This window comes from Zobellia russellii, from assembly GCF_044597075.1.
GTDB classification, from domain to species: domain Bacteria; phylum Bacteroidota; class Bacteroidia; order Flavobacteriales; family Flavobacteriaceae; genus Zobellia; species Zobellia russellii.
Map to the genome: position 1 here is coordinate 1,521,086 of NZ_CP139000.1, position 18,336 is coordinate 1,539,421.

7 protein-coding genes are annotated in these 18,336 nt (G+C 40.4%); 6 read left to right on the top strand and 1 reads right to left on the bottom strand.

The window, feature by feature from the left end; all coding sequences use genetic code 11:
• Window positions 1–20: 20 nt before the first annotated feature.
• The gene (locus tag SJY45_RS06325) at window positions 21–13,316 is read right to left on the bottom strand and encodes a gliding motility-associated C-terminal domain-containing protein (protein WP_400073691.1); all 13,296 of its coding nucleotides are present in this window, start codon (window positions 13,314–13,316) and stop codon (window positions 21–23) included.
• 487 nt (window positions 13,317–13,803) lie between these two features.
• Here SJY45_RS06325 and thiD point away from each other — a divergent pair, with 487 nt between their 5' ends.
• From thiD to SJY45_RS06355, 6 genes are all read left to right on the top strand, one after another.
• Window positions 13,804–14,604, top strand: a complete 801-nt coding sequence (gene thiD / locus SJY45_RS06330; protein WP_400073692.1) for a bifunctional hydroxymethylpyrimidine kinase/phosphomethylpyrimidine kinase — start codon at window positions 13,804–13,806, stop codon at window positions 14,602–14,604.
• Between the two features lie 50 nt (window positions 14,605–14,654).
• Window positions 14,655–14,957 carry a helix-turn-helix transcriptional regulator gene (locus SJY45_RS06335; RefSeq protein WP_215439742.1) on the top strand — a complete coding sequence of 101 codons (303 nt, stop codon included), beginning with the start codon at window positions 14,655–14,657 and terminating at the stop codon, window positions 14,955–14,957.
• Window positions 14,958–15,002: 45 nt separating this feature from the next.
• The gene (locus SJY45_RS06340; RefSeq protein ID WP_215439740.1) at window positions 15,003–15,272 is read left to right on the top strand and encodes a hypothetical protein; all 270 of its coding nucleotides are present in this window, start codon (window positions 15,003–15,005) and stop codon (window positions 15,270–15,272) included.
• A gap of 12 nt (window positions 15,273–15,284) precedes the next feature.
• Entirely contained in the window at window positions 15,285–15,887 is a 603-nt protein-coding gene (locus tag SJY45_RS06345; protein ID WP_400073693.1) for a short chain dehydrogenase, read from the top strand.
• A 161-nt stretch (window positions 15,888–16,048) separates the two neighbouring features.
• Entirely contained in the window at window positions 16,049–16,783 is a 735-nt protein-coding gene (locus tag SJY45_RS06350; protein ID WP_400073694.1) for a DUF1080 domain-containing protein, read from the top strand.
• Between the two features lie 23 nt (window positions 16,784–16,806).
• Window positions 16,807–18,318: an alpha-L-fucosidase gene (locus tag SJY45_RS06355; protein WP_400073695.1), complete on the top strand. Its 1,512-nt coding sequence runs from the start codon at window positions 16,807–16,809 to the stop codon at window positions 18,316–18,318.
• The last annotated feature ends 18 nt before the right edge of the window (window positions 18,319–18,336 follow it).

The following is an 18,336-nucleotide window of genomic DNA, read 5'->3' on the forward strand; positions in this document are numbered from 1 at the left end:
TATTTCGTTTTTTGGGGAATTTATCTGTTGATATATAGGTAGCCTGCTTTGCTTAAATTATCACCTTTGTTTTCATATTTAATAATATAGAAATACACTCCTACAGGTAATTGAGAATCAGTTTGAATTGTTACTCTTCCATTAGAAATACCTCTAAAGGAATTAGCTCCGTTGTCATAACCTGACATCTCATACACGATAATACCCCAGCGGTTATAGATCTGTACGGTATTATTTGGATAGGATTCTATATTATCAATTATAAATGTATCATTGGTTCCATCATTATCCGGTGTTATGATCTCATTGGTAACAGAAACACCTGTTTCTACTAACTCCGGATCACAACCTGCTTCCAATGTAGGTACGCCGTTTAATGAGTCACACGGGTTAAGAGGGTCTGTTCCATCCACTATTTCCTGACCATCTACAATAGTATCGCCATCCGTATCTGCAACATCTGGATCTGTACCTATAGCTTCTTCCTGAGCAGTGGTTAGACCGTCTCCATCACAATCAGATATAAGATAATCCCCTTCTTGTTGTAAGGTAATACTATTTTCTATGTAATCACAAGGGTCTTCCGGATTGGTATTATCTTCTAGCTCTTGACCATTGATTACACCATCTCCATCACAATCTGCAACTAGGTAATCACCTGAGAAATCCAAGGTAACGTTCTCAATTACATAATCACATGGGTCATTCTTATCCGTGCCGTCTGCTTCCTCCTGAGTATCAAGGACTCCGTCTCCATCACTATCGCCAATTTCTCTGAAATTAACTTCAGGAGTTGTAGCATCGTCATCGTTATCCGTACCATCTGCACCTGTATCCAAATCATTGTTTACATCTGAACCTGGGGTATCGTCAAAACCGTCATCCAATCCGTCTGAATCAGAATCAACGCCTGTAAAGGTACCTTGACCAGCTTCATCAATATCTAGAACACCGTCATCTTCAGAATCAAGGTCTAAGTAATCTGGAGTTCCGTCGCCGTCCGTATCTTCTGGCACCAATCCACCTGGGTAGTTGGTATCCAAGCCTACTTCATCAAAAGCATCTGCTGGAACAACATACGCTAAGGTAGGTTGCGCTTCTACGTTATCCGGAATACCATCATCATCTGCATCAATATCCAAAAAGTTAGCTTCACGTGTACCATCTGTATTTGGTGGTACTGTTCCTTCTGAACTATCGGCTTGACCGTCAGTATTTGCATCTGCAAAACCAGCATCATCAGCGTCAATTACACCATCACCATTTGTGTCAAGTGCGCCATTACCGGCTTCCACTACATCTGTAATACCGTCATTATCGGCATCGATATCAAAATGGTTCGGGATTCCGTCACCGTCAAAATCAAATGCTGGCTCCGTTGTTCCGTTAACATCTCCGATTGCAGGGTTGTTTGGATCATCATCAGAATGGTTAGGAACACCATCATTATCATCATCTGCACTAGGGTCTGTTCCGTTGGCTTCATCCAAATCCGAAATACCATCGTTATCATCATCAAGATCGAATGTATCAGGAATACCATCGCGATCAAAATCTAAGATATCCCTAAAATCTACTTGCGTTAAATCCGCATCATCTTCGTTATCCGTGCCAATGGCACCTGTATCCAAATCATTGTTTACATCTAAACCAGGAGTATCATCGTAGGCATCGTTAAGACCGTCTCCGTCAGCATCTGCCAATGGATCAGTCATTGTGCCTTGACCTGCTTCTAAAGCATCACTTACGCCATCTGCATCTGAATCCGAATCAATATAATCAGGAGTACCATCCATATCTGTATCTGCTGGCTCTATACCCCCTGGATAATTTGTATCCAATCCAGTTGCATCAAAAGCATCCGCTGGAACTATGTACGCATCAGTTGGCTGTGCTTCCACATTATCCGGAATACCGTCATCATCTGCATCAATATCCAAGAAGTTAGCCTCACCTGTACCATCTGTATTTGGTGGTGTTGTACCTTCCGAACTATCCGCTTGACCATCATTGTTTGCATCGGCAAAACCAGTATCGTTGGTATCAATAACACCATCATTATTCGTATCAAGCGCACCGTTGCCGGCTTCCACTACATCTACGATACCATCATTATCAGCATCGATATCAAAGTGGTTAGGAATACCATCACCGTCAAAATCAAATGCCGGTTCCGTTGTTCCGTTTACATCTCCGATTGTAGGATCGTTAGGATCATCATCTGAATGGTTTGGAACACCATCATTGTCATCATCTGCACTTGGGTCGATTCCGTTGGCTTCATCCAAATCCGAAATGCCATCATTATCATCATCTAAATCTACCGTATCTGGAATACCATCTTGGTCCGTATCTAGCATTGACCTGAAATCTACCTCGGCCATATCGGCATCGTCTTCGTTATCCGTACCCTCCGCACCAGTATCCAAGTCATTGTTTACATCTAAACCAGGAGTATCATCAAAAGCATCGTTAAGTCCGTCTCCGTCGGCATCAGCCAATGGATCTGCTATTGTACCTTGGCCTGCTTCCAACACATCATCAATACCATCAGCATCTGAATCCGGATCGATGTAATCAGGCGTACCATCATTATCAGTATCTTCTGGAACCAATCCACTTGGATAGTTCGTATCCAATCCGGCTGCGTCAAAAGCATCTGCTGGAACTATGTATGCATCGGTTGGTTGTGCTTCTACGTTATCCGGAATACCATCATCATCTGCATCAATATCCAAGAAGTTAGCTTCACCTGTACCATCTGTATTTGGTGGCGTTGTTCCTTCCGAACTATCGGCTTGACCGTTATCGTCCGCATCGGCAAAGCCAGTATCATTACTATCGATTACTCCGTCATTGTTCGTATCAAGGTCGCCATTACCCGCTTCCACTACATCTACGATACCATCATTATCTGCATCAATATCAAAGTGGTTAGGAATTCCGTCACCGTCAAAATCGAACGCTGGCTCCGTTGTTCCGTTTACATCTCCGATTGCAGGATTACTTGGATCATCATCCGAATGGTTAGGAACACCATCGTTGTCATCATCGGCACTTGGGTCGATTCCGTTGGCCTCATCTACATCTGAGATACCGTCATTGTCATCATCTAAATCTATCGTGTCCGGAATACCGTCTTGGTCAAAATCCAATATTGATCTGAAGTCAACCTCGGCCATGTCCGCATCATCCACATTATCCGTGCCGTCAGCACCAGTATTCAAGTCGTTGTTTACGTCGTTGCCCGGAGTATCATCAAAAGCATCATTAAGTCCGTCTCCATCAGCATCTGCCAAAGGATCCGTTAAGATACCTTGACCTGCTTCGAGCATATCGGAAATACCGTCATTTTCAGAATCCAAGTCTAAATAATCTGGCGTTAAATCACCATCCGTATCTTCAGGAACCAGGCCTGTTGGATAATTGGTGTCTACACCGTCTCTATTGAAAGCATCCGCAGGAGCTACATAACCAATTGTAGGTTGTGCCTCTACATTATCCGGGATACCATCATCATCTGCATCGATATCCAAGAAATTTGCATTTCCAGCTGTATCCGTATTTGGTAAGGGTAATGGGTCTGCTGCCGTATCGTCATCTAGACCATCATCATTAGCATCCGTGAAGCCATCAACACGACCATCATTATCCGTATCGGTTCCTCCAGCCTCAACAATATCAAGAATTCCGTCATTATCAGAATCTAGATCAAACGGGTTTGGTATACCGTCTCCATCAAAATCACAGGATTGTGTCAAAGAAATACCATCAATTCCAAAATCGTTTCCAATACCTCCGCCTGTATTATTATCTATAGCGAAAGTCATACTTGTTTCCGTAGCCGTAAAAATCAATGAAACTACTTTCCATTCCCCATCGTTAGGAATATCTCCTGAATTAAACTGATCCACCACAGCACCTCCACTGTTAAGCACTAACATTGAAACATTTGGTGCAATAGGTGTGTTTCCTAAGAATTGTTCCGTACCGTTATCTGCATACCCAGGGTTGAACAAGTTGATAATTGCCGTTTTAAACTCATAGGTTTCACCTACTGTTAAATCTGTTATTGTCTGTTCATAGAAACGACCTGCTGCACCATCTGCGTTAAAAAGAGCAAAGTATCCCAACTCGCCCGGAGCATCAGTAGTATAATCTTCTATATCTAACCAAAAGTTAGGAATAGGTTCACCTGCTACATATGAAAGACCTACGGAGTTCGTGACCAATGCATAGTTGCCATCAGATGGTCTAGGTGCATCATTCCCATACGTGGTTGTAATGCCCGCTGGCATCGGTTTCGTGTAGGTATCGTAATTGTCCGGGTTACCCGCACCATCACCGGCTCCATTAAAGTACGTGTCGTTAGCAGTATCCGCTACTCCAAAGTCACCATCGGGAATTAAGGAAACACTTCCCATTCCGCTACACTCCTCTAGATCAGGGATTCCGTCATTGTCATCATCCAAATCAACAATATCCATAATACCATCTTGGTCACGATCTAGAATAGACCTGAAATCAACCTCAGCTGGATCTACGTCATCTTCGTTATCCGTACCGTCAGCACCCGTATCCAAATCATTGTTTACATCTAAACCAGGCGTATCATCAAAGGCATCGTTCAATCCGTCTCCGTCTGTATCCGCCGTAGCATTTGTAATTGCTCCCTGACCAGCCTCCACAACATCTGAAGTTCCATCATCATCCGAATCAAAATCTATATAATCCGGAGTTAAATCCCCATCTGTATCCTCTGGTCTTAAACCGTTAGGGTAGTTTGTATCTACACCATTGAAATCAAAAGCATCAGCTGGAGCAACATAACCTGATGTAGGCTGTGCCTCCACATTATCTGGAATACCATCATCATCTGCATCTATATCCAAGAAATCTGCATTGCCCGTAGTATCTGTAGTTAAAGGAATTGTTCCCTCGGAACTATCTGCTTGTCCATCTGTATTTAAATCTGCAAAACCGGTATCGTTAGTGTCAATAACACCATCATTGTTGGTGTCTAAAGCATCATTACCTGCTTCATATACATCATATATACCGTCATTATCTGCATCGATATCGAAGTGGTTAGGAATACCGTCTCCATCAAAATCAAATGCTGGCTCTATCGTTCCGTTCACATCACCAATTAATGGGTCAGCAGGAGCATCATCTAAATAGTTTACAATACCATCATTATCATCATCGGCACTCGGATCCATTCCGTTTGACTCATCTAAGTCTGAAATTCCATCATTGTCGTCATCTAGATCAACGATATCCATAATACCATCCTGGTCACGGTCTAGGATAGACCTGAAATCTACCTCGTCAGTATCCAAATCATCCTCGTTATCCGTACCCTCTGCACCTGTATCCAAATCATTTTTTACATCTGTACCGGGCGTATCATCAAAGGCATCGTTTAATCCGTCATTATCAGCATCGGCTAAAGGATCAGTCATAGTTCCTTGTCCGGCTTCAATAATATCCGGTGTACCATCATCGTCAGAATCTGGGTCTAAATAATCGGGAATTAAATCGCCATCCGTATCTTCTGGTGTAATACCACCTGAATATTGAGTATCTAAACCTTCAGTATCAAAAGCATTATCTGGAGCAACATAAGCTGCAGTTGGTTGTGCTTCTACATTATCTGGAATACCATCATCGTCTGCATCTATATCCAAGTAGTTTGCACCACCTGTTGTATCTGTATTTAATGGTGCTGTACCTTCTGTAGCATCAGCTTGACCATTATCATTTGCATCTGCAAAGACATCATCGTTACTGTCAATAGCTCCATCATTATTGGTATCTAAAGCACCTGTCCCATTTTCAACTACATCTAGAATACCATCATTATCGGCATCTATATCTAAGTGGTTAGGATTTGCATCACCATCAAAATTATCTATTGGTAAAGCCGTACCTGGACCATCTGTAGCCGTAGGCGTTGTATTATCATCTGTATCTGCAATATCTGAAAGTCCGTCACCATCTGCATCGGCAATGGGACCTGTACCAATAACACCATCATTATCTGGATCAGAACCACCAGCTTCTGTTACATCTGGAATACCATCATTATCAGAATCCGTATCTATTCTATCGTCAAATCCGTCACCATCCGTATCAGGGTTTTCAAGAGGTGTACCAGGAGTAGTTGCATCAACTGGGTCTACACTATCTGCTAAACCATCACGGTCTGTATCTGTTGCGAAAGTGTCAATAACACCATCATTATCCGCATCTGGACCACCAGCTTCCGTAACATCTGGAATACCATCATTGTCAGAATCTAAATCTATTCTATCTTCTATACCATCACCATCTGAATCTTCATCTGGTAAAGGAGTCGTTGCAATTTCATCTGCAAGACCATCATTATTCGTATCCGTCATTGAAGTTGGGTCACCAGCAATTGGGTAGTCTATATGACCATCACCATCTGTATCTGTACCACCAGCTTCTATTGAATCTGGAATACCGTCGTTATCTGAATCTAAATCAATACTATCTGGAATACCATCACCATCTGTATCTCCTGTTTCATCGGTATCCAAGATTCCATCATTATCATCATCGATATCAACCGTATCCATAATACCATCGTTATCCGAATCTAATATGGACCTAAAGTCAACTTCAGTAGGGTCTAGGTCATCTACATTATCCGTGCCGTCTGCACCTGTATCCAAATCATTGTTTACATCATATGCAGGAGTGGTATCATCAAAGGCATCGTTTAAGCCATCTCCATCTGCATCGGCCAAAGGATCTACCATTGTACCTTGACCTGCTTCCTCAACATCACTAACACCATCGGCATCAGAATCCGTATCCAAATAATCCGGCACTAAATCACCATCCGTATCTTCAGGGGTTAACCCTACAGGATAATTGGTATCTAATCCGTTAGCTGCTTCAGCATCTGCAGGGGCAATATACCCAGCAGTTGTTTGTGCTTCTACGTTATCTGGAATACCATCATCATCCGCATCAATATCCAAGTAATCTGGACCGCCTGCAGTATCTGAATTAGGAATTGGAAGTGGAGATGCTGCGGTAGCATCATCCCAACCATCTGTTGTTGCGGTATCATCAAAACCATCTACAACACCATCACCATTAACATCTAGACCACCAGCTTCTGTAGTATCTGTAATACCATCATTATCTGAATCTATGTCTAAGTGATTTGGAACACTGTCTCCATCAAAATTATCGATTGGTAAAGGTGTACCTGGACCATCGTCTAGTGTACCTGTTGTATTATCATTTGGATCTACTATATCCGAAAGTCCGTCTCCGTCTGTATCTGCAATTGGACCTGTACCGATTCTACCATCGTTATCAGGGTCAGAACCGCCAGCTTCAATTACATCTGGAATACCATCATTTTCAGAATCCAGATCCAACCTATCATCCAATCCGTCATTATCTGTGTCTGGGTTTGGAATTGGCGTTCCCGGTGTAGCAGGGCCAACTGGGTCAACACTATCCGCAAGTCCGTCATTATCGGTATCGGTCATGAACGTATCAATGATACCGTCCTTGTCACCATCTATACCACCAGCTTCGGTAGTATCCGTAATTCCGTCGTTATCAGAATCTAAATCTAAACGGTCTAAAACTCCGTCGTTATCGGAATCTTCATCCGGTAAAGGCGTAGCATCAACACTATCGGCAACACCGTTACCATCAGCATCCGCAAAACCATCTACCGCACCATCACCATCAGCGTCTTCGCCTCCAGCTTCTAAAGTATCTGTAATACCATCGTTATCGGCATCTAAATCTAGGTAATCCGGATTGCCATCACCATCAGTATCAATTGGGTCTATACCATCAGTATCTGCACCAACTGCAGGTATACCTGTTAAAGGATCTATAGCACCTGGTGTATTAAAGCCACTTGTAGTTTGTGCTTCAACCGTATCTAGAATGCCGTCATTATCACTATCCAAATCGTAGGCGTTTATTATTCCGTCTCCATCAAAATCACCGCTTTCATCAGTAGCCCCATCTCCATCTGTATCAAAAACATTTGATGTAGAGTTTACTTGAACACAACCATTTTGCGGAGTACAGGGCGCACTACCTTCTGGACCGTCCGTAGTATCATTATCTACTACATCTGCAAGACCATCATTATCTACATCTGTAAGAATATCTATGACACCATCACCATCCGCATCTATATTACCAGAACCGGTCTCAACAAGGTCAGTAATACCATCATTATCAGAGTCTAGGTCCAACTGATTTGGAATACCATCGCCATCAGTATCAAAATTGATACATACACCATTGGCATTTAATCCGCCACAAGTTGGGAAATCCGTATCATAGTAATTTGGAGTACCGTCTCCATCTAAATCATCATCTGGATCAGGTAAGCCCATTGTTGCACAATCCCATCCGTTTACACCATCAAAATTAGCTGTACAGAAATCAGGATCTTCGTAATCTAAAATTCCGTCACCATCTGCATCTCCATTATAAACTTCAATAACATCAGGGATACCATCATTATCATCATCTAAATCTAATGGCGCACCTGAAGCCACAGAAACCTCAACCAAGATAGCCTCACATTGACAGTTGGTGCTAGAAGGTAAAAATTCTACTATATAATTAGTACCAGTACAAGCGGCACCAGAAGTAGTAAACACAATTTCATCTGTAATTGTTGATGTACTTGGGATTGCTTCGGATACCGTACCAGTAGCTATAGCGGCACCATCAATATCACCATTTACATCTGCGCAGTATACACTGTACGCATAACCAGCGTCCGCATCTACAAGAGCCGTGTTCTCAATATCAAGAGATAAATGGTATTCGTAGTTATTACTCGTATCTACTGAAAAGAAACTATCGTTAGCCGTGCCGACCAAAATTGGTTTTTCCAATGGCATTACCTCATAGGAAGAACCTGTAGCTACTTGAAAATCCGCACAGTTAGTAGTAGAGCAAGTTATACCGCTTACTGTAACATAGTTTACTATCTGAACTTCTGCCGAATCATCACAAATACCCTCGTTGGTGGTTATAAAATTAAAGTCGAAATTTATTGTAGAACCAGCAGTTACACCGGCCGGATATTGTAAAATGAGTTCTTCATGGTCTCCTACAGTTGCTACACTTACAAATGAGGCACCGTCTGCACTTGAAAAAGATGATGGTACATATTCAATGCCTGATCTTAAGGTTACTTTTCCAAAATCAGAACTCCCCGTTGTGCCACCTGTTATTGTAGTTACTACACTAATTTCATCAGTAATACCACAACCTTGAATTGGTGCTCCAAAACCAGGTAAGTTAATATTACTTATGGCATTATAAGGAGCTACAGCTCCTAGTGCCTGTATAGAATTTGATACAACTCTTGAACCGTTACCCGCGGCGAGATCACCACATGGTTCTTCCCCATACACCTTAAAAGTAAATTCTGAATTTGAAATGAAATCACACTCCAATTGAATTTCAAGATCAACATGTGCCGTTCTTTCATCTATTGAATTTTCCGCTGGATTACCCGCAATACCATTTAAGGCAAGGATATTGGTATGTTCCAATAAATTTACTTTGGCAATACCATTTTCTATAGTAACCGTTACCGCTTGAGTATCTGCTGGATCAAGCGAACCCTTGGGGTAAGTAACATCTGTACTAACTATAGTTATACCACCGTCCCCGCCAGGAATAGCAAACTGCAACGACGGATTAATTAAATCCCCTAATTGTGCGCTAATGACATCAACCCCTATATTAAATGGTGTACACAGAGCTTGTGCCGTGCTAGGTTGGTCAGTAATGGCCACTTGAACCTGTGAACCTTTAGGTTCTAAAGTTATAGATGTAGAGTTCTGGTAACAAGTTGCACCAACTGCCTGAAAATCTGAAACGGTTATACTAGTATCGGGATACCCAGGATAACCAGAACAATCCCAACCATGTTCCACTAGGACAGTTTGATCTTGACAGTCATCAAAGTCAGCTTTAAAACGTATAGATTTTGTAGATCCGGCTGCAATGGAACCAGCCTCTATCCATGTTTTATCTCCTGATTGATAGAAATTTACCGGAGTTTCAACCCCTGCGGCTACTGAGAATGCACCTGTTATATTAAGACCCTCTGGAGAGGTAACCTGCAACCAGTTATAATCCACATCATCTGGACTTTTGTTATCTATATTAGTATCAAAATCTACAGTATAGGCATCACCATTAACTGTAGGTAATGGAGATTGAATTTGAAAGCTAGGTTGCGTATAGCTAAATGTATTGGTATAAGAGAAACTTGAAGGTACCGGAGTTGCATAAGCAAAATCATCATAATTGACCGTAAAATCATACTGCGCAGATGCAGGTGACTCGCAAGTACCCATGAACTCTACGTAAAATCTAGGTATAATAGAACCTCCTTGATCTCTATTTCTGAAATTAGGGCCAGGGGTAATAGTTATTTGATTTCCACTTTCTGTTGCTATAAACTCTCCTGTTGTTGTTGAATAAGCCCCTTGAAACTGAATTGACGTTACATTTCCCGTAAATCTAGCACCTTCTGGAATATCTACTACCGTAGATGTCCAATTGGTCAATGGTCTATATTCATCACCATGCATGTCATCAGGAGCCATTTGGTGCCTAAAGAATATAATACCATTTGAAGGGGTACAACCATCAGTTGCATGAGCAAGATTGGAACCGTATATTCTAGGTCTTGAATAATATGCTCTGTCTCCCCAAGTATCACAACCTACTCTATTAGGCGCCGTGTTTGCCGGGTAATCAGTAAAAGCAAAGAATTCACCTCTTAAATTAGTAAGTTCAAAATAGGCAATATCTTGAAAATCTTTACTGAACTCAAAAGTCAATTCAAGTTCTACAATATCCCTATCAGTAGCATCGCCTTCAAACAAATAAGCCGCACTTATCAAGTCTTTTTCATCGCTTAAATCAAAACTAAGCATATGCTCAGTTGAATTATTGGTAGTTAAGACGGGTGCATTAGTAAGGGTACGTGAATTAGACGTACCTGCGCTATTATCATTGATGGTAATTTTAGAATCAACTAAAGTTATAATACCAGGACCACCTGCAGCAGCACTAGCTGTATCATATGTCAAATCGAAATATAGGTTATCTAATGAAATATTATTTATTGATGCCGTAGTGGTAATCTTCATTTGATCACCAGCTAAATATTTCTTAATACCATCTGTATTGTCATCTAGAACAACTTTGGTTGTCATGGTGTCATCTGTCCAACCAGCAGTAAGCCTTCGAGCTTTAAAACCTTCAATTGCAGGACCCACACAGCCACCAGGGCAATGTGTATATATATTTACAGTACCGCAATGAATATCTTGAGACCAACAAACACCAGCTGAACTTGTGGCCGTATAATTAGTTGTATACGGTATAGATTGTATACCATTGGGGCCACATGTGAAAGTCATAGGAAAATCTACCCATTCTTTGAATCTTCCTGCGTACATGTCCGTTGTTGAATACGTTACTTCGTTACCACTTTGCGTAAAACCAGCCGGTAAAGGTGTTTGCAACGCCATACCTGTAGGCACAGTAAGTGTTATACTCCATTCTGAAGAGGCATCATTAGAAAACATAGCGGTACCGTCTATAGTAGGTAAACCTGCTCCACCTGCATAAAATGCCGGGGCGATACTCACAACAAAATCTTCATTGTTTACAATATCCGTAGGTGCTTCAACTTCTGTAACATCTTGGTAATCTCTAATAATATTGAAATACCCAATATCAATACGTTCTGGAATACGGTCGCTCTTACATTGATCTTTAAAATAGGTATCTATATAAGTATGTTCCCAACCCATATAATCAAACCTTGCAACACCACAATTATCTTTAGGTGTTACCGTAAAGTCAAAAGATAGTTCTGTAGCTTCGCCTGGTGGTAAGTCATCATAATAGCCGTCATTATCCAAATCATCAAAACCTCCCGGTCCATCTGGATCAGAATTGAAAAAGTTTGGCGGTATAGAAACTGAAGTACCATTATCCCCTCTAGTCGGATAAATAGTACTTGGTCTATCTTCTGGTGTAAAAGAAATACCCGAAGCAAATCTAAAATTAGAAACACTTCTTGTGTCAAAATAGGTAAAATCCCAAAGAGGGTTAGTAGCAGCAGTAGTAACTGGAGATGTATTATGTCCACTACCAATATTAATACCCAAGTCTAAAGCCATAGAACCTACAGCGGTGTTCGTATTTTCTATTCTAATAGTGTAGGTAACCGCACCACATAAATCCGGTGTAGTAGAACCAACTTTTGAAATAGCTATATCAGGTACATTGGCGCCAAAATTTAACGAACCGGTTTGCTGTTCTGCAGCTTGGCAAATCTCACCCGGATTACAACCCCAATACGTATTATGGATAATTGCGGTATCCAAACAATCATCAACTCTAAAAGCTTCTTCAAAAATAATAACCTCTCCATTGTCAAAGCAATTGTCATTATTACCTACAGCACCTGCGAAAGGTGCTGCATTTAAATCTATTAAATAGGTCAAAACCTGCCCATTAATTGATGAAGGGGTTAACTCCGTACCAGCATAAGACAATGTATATTCATCATCTACATCTACTCCCAAATCAACATAGTATGTGAATGTTTCCGTACATCCGTTACCACCTTGTGCTAGTGTAATATTTCTAGTGTATGATTCGCCAACATTTGCATCAACAGTCGGTATTGCCGAAATATTTAAAGAAGCAGCCAATAAGGGATAAGAAGATATGGTTTCTAATGTATCTGAGTCTGAATTGGCACCACCTGCATCCTGAAAGTTAATCGTATGCGCGTCTTTAAACAGCCCGCCAGAATTTGAATGAACTACTGCGGCGCAATTAGCACTACGCTCAAAAGTAAAAATTACTTCATCGCCAACATCCCAATTTGCGTTACTTGGTCGCAAAATGGTAAAAACAGGATCAGAAGGCGTACCGCCTTCTCCTATAGAATATTGATTTGCAACTATGGGGTCCCCAGATGAATTTACCTGAGAAGTTATACTTGCTGTACCTGAGACATACTCTACGCCAGGAGGCAAATCAAAAGTGATGCTAAAATCGTTACAGCTCCCATTTTCTCCTCTTATAAATACTTCTTCAAGAGAATTATTGACTCCCCCACAGGTAGCTAAACTTTGAGGTGTGAGGTTTACCGTGTATCGATTACTACTGATTTGAGCATCTGCCTTAATAGCATAGAATAGCACAACTATCAATGTAAAGACGCTACTTTTGATTGAAAAATTCATAACGTGGCGGTTAGTGTAAATATATATGGTTTACTATAAAAGTAAGTAAAAGACTACATATGTAAAGTTAATATTATCAAATATATTTGCAAACCTTAGCTTATGCCATTAATTGTTGTCTAGTAAGGGCACACTGTATGTCAAATAGCACATTTTGTATATGACACTATTTTCAAAAACGCACTTCATCGATAAAGCCTTTATTTACGGTATTTTAAAGAGTATCATTTTTCAACATACAAATCAAAATTTAACTACAACGTTGTAGTGAGCTTCTATGTTTTCTTGTTTTCACCTTAAAAAAACTCTAAAACTACAATGACCAAAAAGCACGTGACCAAGTGTATAACACAGGCAGGAAAGAGAATCTGCAATTTATTTTTTTGTAAGAATTAATACCTGAATAACCCAACTTCTGCTCTAGTCTGTTTTAAAATAATTTTGATACATTTGGTTTTCTTAGGCTCACCCTTGTTTTACCGCATCTATGAATTCAGTATACCCTTGTGTTCTAACTATTGCCGGAAGTGATTCGGGTGGTTGTGCAGGCATTCAGGCAGATATAAAAAGTATTAGTGCCAATGGCGCTTTTGCTGCTTCGGTCATTACGGCTACTACAGCTCAAAACACCCGTGGTGTTTTTGATATTCATGCAATACCCGTCTCCCACATACGCAAACAGCTAATTGTAGTTTTGGAGGATATTGAGTTTGGAGCAATAAAAATTGGTATGCTACACTCTGCTGAGGTCATTGAAACGGTAAAAAAAACACTAAAAGAATATTCTGTAAAGAACATTGTTCTAGACCCGGTAATGGTGGCTACATCCGGAGATAGACTTCTAAACAAAGCCGCATTAGATAGCCTAAAATCTTTTTTGGGCGATGCTTATCTCATTACCCCTAATATTCCCGAAGCAGAAATCCTCATTGATAAAAAAATTGATTTTAACAGTGTTGCCGAAGCTGCAAAAGAAATTGGTAACACCTTTAAAACCTCGGTTTTGCTAAAAGGAGGGCATCTGGAAGGTTCTGACCAAATGACCGATACCTTGTTCGTGTACGATACACAGAAAACAGTGTTCGTTTCCAATAAACGCATACATACCAAAAATACACATGGTACGGGATGCACCTTATCTTCCGCTATTGCCGCACAATTAAGTTTGGGACACGACCTTGAAGAAGCAGTAAAAAAAGCCTGTTCTTATTTAAACAAAGCCATTTTACAGGGTAAAGACAGGGTTTTGGGTATGGGGCATGGTCCCGTTCAACATTTTCCTGAATAAAATTTCAATATTTTTTTGATACATATCGATATTTTTCGATATTTGTATATATGGATATTAAAGAAGCTGTTGAAATAAGTAAATGTTTATCTAACAACACCCGAATGCAGATAATGGAGTGGCTCAGGGAACCTGAAAAGAACTTTCCGCCACATGTAAGCATAAAGCATTTTAATGATGGGGTCTGTGCTTCCTATATATTTGAGAAATCCAAACTGTCGCAATCAACCATATCCAATTATTTGACCAGCATGGAAAAATGTGGCTTATTGATTATGACGCGTCATGGAAAATGGTCCTATTTTAAAAGAAACGAAGCTATAATTACCGAATTTGCAAAATTTTTGCTCTAATTTTTTAACCTATCAAATCGACATATATAGATATTACTATTTAAAATGAAATTGTTAATCGATATTTTCGGATGGACGGGCTCGGGGCTCATCATCTTGGCCTACGCCATCACAATGATGGAAAATAAAAAGTTTCTAGGCTATAGTAAGTACTTAAACCTACTTGGAGGATTATTAATTGCAACCAACTGTTATTATTACAGTGCCATTCCTCCATTTGTATCTAATATGTTGTGGAGTATCATTGCCACCCTAACTATTTACAAAACCAGAAAAAAAGGACCAAAACAGAACAATAGAAAACGTTTAACCTAAAAATAAGAAACTATGAAAATCTTGATTATTGGAGGACACGGAACTATAGGAAAAAAAGTAGTGGCCCATTTTTCTAAAAAAAATAAAGTAGTCATAGCCGGTAGAACGTCCGGTGATTTTCTCGTGGATATTAAAGATAGTTCCTCTATAGTGAATATGTTTGAGCAAGCTGGCAAATTTGATGCTATAATCTGTATTGCGGGCGAAGCAAAATGGGACAATTTTGACCGTCTTACGGAAGATGATTTTCATATAGGACTGAACAGTAAATTAATGGGGCAGGTCAACTTGGTTCGCATAGGCCAAAAATTTCTTGCACCACAAGGTTCCATAACCCTTTCCACAGGTATTTTGGCAGATGACCCCGTGGCCATGACCACTAGTGCCGCCATGGTAAACGGAGCTATCCATAGCTTTGTACAAGCTGTAGCATTAGAAATAGAAAACGGTATAAGGGTAAATGCCGTTTCTTCCGGCATGGTAGAAGATGCCTATGAAAAATATAAGGATTATTTTCCTGGGCACAACCCTATTCCCATGAATAAAGTAATAAACGGGTATGTAAGAAGTGTTGATGGAAAAGGCAATGGCGAAATTATTCGTATTTACGATTAAGGCCGGTTTATTTTCCAGGACTTAGCTATTTGGTCTATATAAGGGCCTAATTATGCTAAAATTAATCTAGATTAAACATTTGTGGTAGTATTAAGAATGTCCGTTGCTTATCAACGGACATTTTTTTTAGAATTTGCCACCGTATTACTAGACCGGACCCTATGAAAACTAAAATCAATTCAATTCTAACGTTGACACTTTTTTCTTGTGTCCTATTTTCTCTTTCAGCTCAAGAATCCAAGCTAGAATGGACCAATCCATTTCCGAAAAATGAACTCGGTTCTAGCTACACTATCACTCCAAGTGAGCTGCCCTCCAATCAAAAATTATTCGAAATAAAAAAGAACAAAATAGAAGTACTCTATGCCTGGAAAGGAGAAAAAGCCCCTTTTGGCATGATCACCACTACCAAAGAATACAGTCACTTTAATTTGGAACTAGAATATACGTGGGGAGAGCGCAAATTTGCCCCTCGCCTAGAAGCCAAACGCGATGCCGGAATCGTATTCCACGTACAAGGCGAAAAAGTAATTTGGCCTACCTGTCTGGAATGTCAGATTCAGGAAGGAGACACAGGGGACCTCTGGGTCATTAAAGGACCAAAAGTAACATGGTATCAAAAGGACGGCTCTGAAAAACTATTGGATTCCAGCGGAAAAAAAACCTATATAGAAGGTGATAAATATGGTAATTACGAAGTTGATGGTTGGAACAAAGTTCGCGTAGAGGTAAGAGGCTCAAAAAGCGCCAAATTCTATGAAAACGGACAATTGGTCAATGAACTGAAAGACTTCTTAAATGCCAACGGAAGGCCTTTAGAAAAAGGAAACATTGCCCTTCAGGCCGAAGGCTCCGAGATTACCTACAGAAATATAAAAATTCAAGAACTAAAATAAACCAGCATACTTACATTATTTAAATGAAAAACAAGATTACCTTTTTTTTGGTATTGGCCTTTATGGGCACATGCTACGCCCAAGACAAATTTGGTCCCGATTGGGAAAATTTAAAACAACACAAAGCGGCTCCCGAATGGTTTGCAGATGCTAAGTTAGGAGTCTATTTTCATTGGGGCGTTTATAATGTTCCCGCCAATGGAAATGAATGGTACGGCCGTTTTATGTACGAAAACGACAGGAGAAAGACCTGGGGAAAAGATGTTTATGACTACCATACCAAAACCTACGGGCGAGATGTAGATTATCACGACTTTATACCGGAATGGAAAGCCGAAAAATTCTCAGCAAAACGGTGGGTGGATATGTTTGAAAACATGGGTGCAAAATTCATAGGAACCATTGCGGAACACCATGATGGTTTTTCGCTTTGGGAAAGTGAAGTCAATCCTTGGAACTCCTTTGACAAGGGACCTAAAATTGATGTAGTTAAGCAAATTGGTGACGAAGTAAAAAAGCGAAATTTAAAATTCATGACCACGTTTCATCATGGTTTTCACATGCACTTTTATCCTAAAAAAGAGAATAGCTTTCTTCGTCCGGTAAGCACACACTCGGTAACCTATACTAATCCGGAAGTTCCTCAAGAAGATGAGTATCGTATTCTTTACGGAAATACCACGTACGAAGAAGAATGTGATATATGGTTGGGAAAACTAAATGAAGTAATCAATGCCTATTCCCCTGATTATATTTGGATGGATTTTGCCCAAGGCTATATTCAAGAGGACTACCGTAAGCAATTTTTGGCCAACTATTTCAATAAGGCACAAGAGCAGAATAAAGAAGTAGTGGTAAACACCAAAGGCTCATTTTTCCCAACGGATTTAGCTGTTGTAAACTTAGAAAGAGCTACAGTCATAGATATTGCCCCTGAAGTTTGGGTAACAGATTTTCAATTGGGCAGCTCGTGGGGGTATAATAAAGACAAGCGTACCGCTTTAGACCCTAAAAAAGCTATTCGGATATTGGCTGAAGTGGTGAGTAAAAACGGAGTAATGATTTTAGCTGCAGCTCCTATGGCAGAAGGGATTATTCCGGAAGAACAGGCCAAATCCATGGAAGGTATTGGGGCTTGGTTAAATCTATACGGCGAAAGTATTTACAATACACGCCCCTTTGTTGCCTACGGCCAGGGTCCTACTAAAATGAAACGGAACCCGGAAGATGAGTGGAATGATTATGGAGCCATTAAAGCCGGTTTATACGATTTAAATTCGGCAGATATTCGTTACACCAAAAAAGACAAAACCATTTACGCCATTCAATTAGGATGGCCGGGTGAGAAAGCCAACACCGTTCTTGACGTTTTTGGGAACAAGGCCAAGGATATGGAAATCAAATCGGTTTCCGTATTAGGCAGTAATCAAAAAATAAAGTGGAAAAAAACAGCGGAAGGCCTATTGGTTACCGCTCCAAGAAAAATGCCGGCAGAAGCTGACGCCGCACTTGTTTACAAAATAACATTGAAATAGAAAAGGAAAGGATATTAC

What these genes read in the sequence shown, in the direction of transcription:
- SJY45_RS06345 (WP_400073693.1), top strand. Translation starts at nt 15,285, where the DNA reads ATGAAAATCTTGATTATTGGAGGACACGGAACTATAGGAAAAAAAGTA.
- SJY45_RS06340 (WP_215439740.1), top strand. Translation starts at nt 15,003, where the DNA reads ATGAAATTGTTAATCGATATTTTCGGATGGACGGGCTCGGGGCTCATC.
- SJY45_RS06355 (WP_400073695.1), top strand. Translation starts at nt 16,807, where the DNA reads ATGAAAAACAAGATTACCTTTTTTTTGGTATTGGCCTTTATGGGCACA.
- SJY45_RS06335 (WP_215439742.1), top strand. Translation starts at nt 14,655, where the DNA reads ATGGATATTAAAGAAGCTGTTGAAATAAGTAAATGTTTATCTAACAAC.
- SJY45_RS06325 (WP_400073691.1), bottom strand. Translation starts at nt 13,316, where the DNA reads ATGAATTTTTCAATCAAAAGTAGCGTCTTTACATTGATAGTTGTGCTA.
- thiD (WP_400073692.1), top strand. Translation starts at nt 13,804, where the DNA reads ATGAATTCAGTATACCCTTGTGTTCTAACTATTGCCGGAAGTGATTCG.
- SJY45_RS06350 (WP_400073694.1), top strand. Translation starts at nt 16,049, where the DNA reads ATGAAAACTAAAATCAATTCAATTCTAACGTTGACACTTTTTTCTTGT.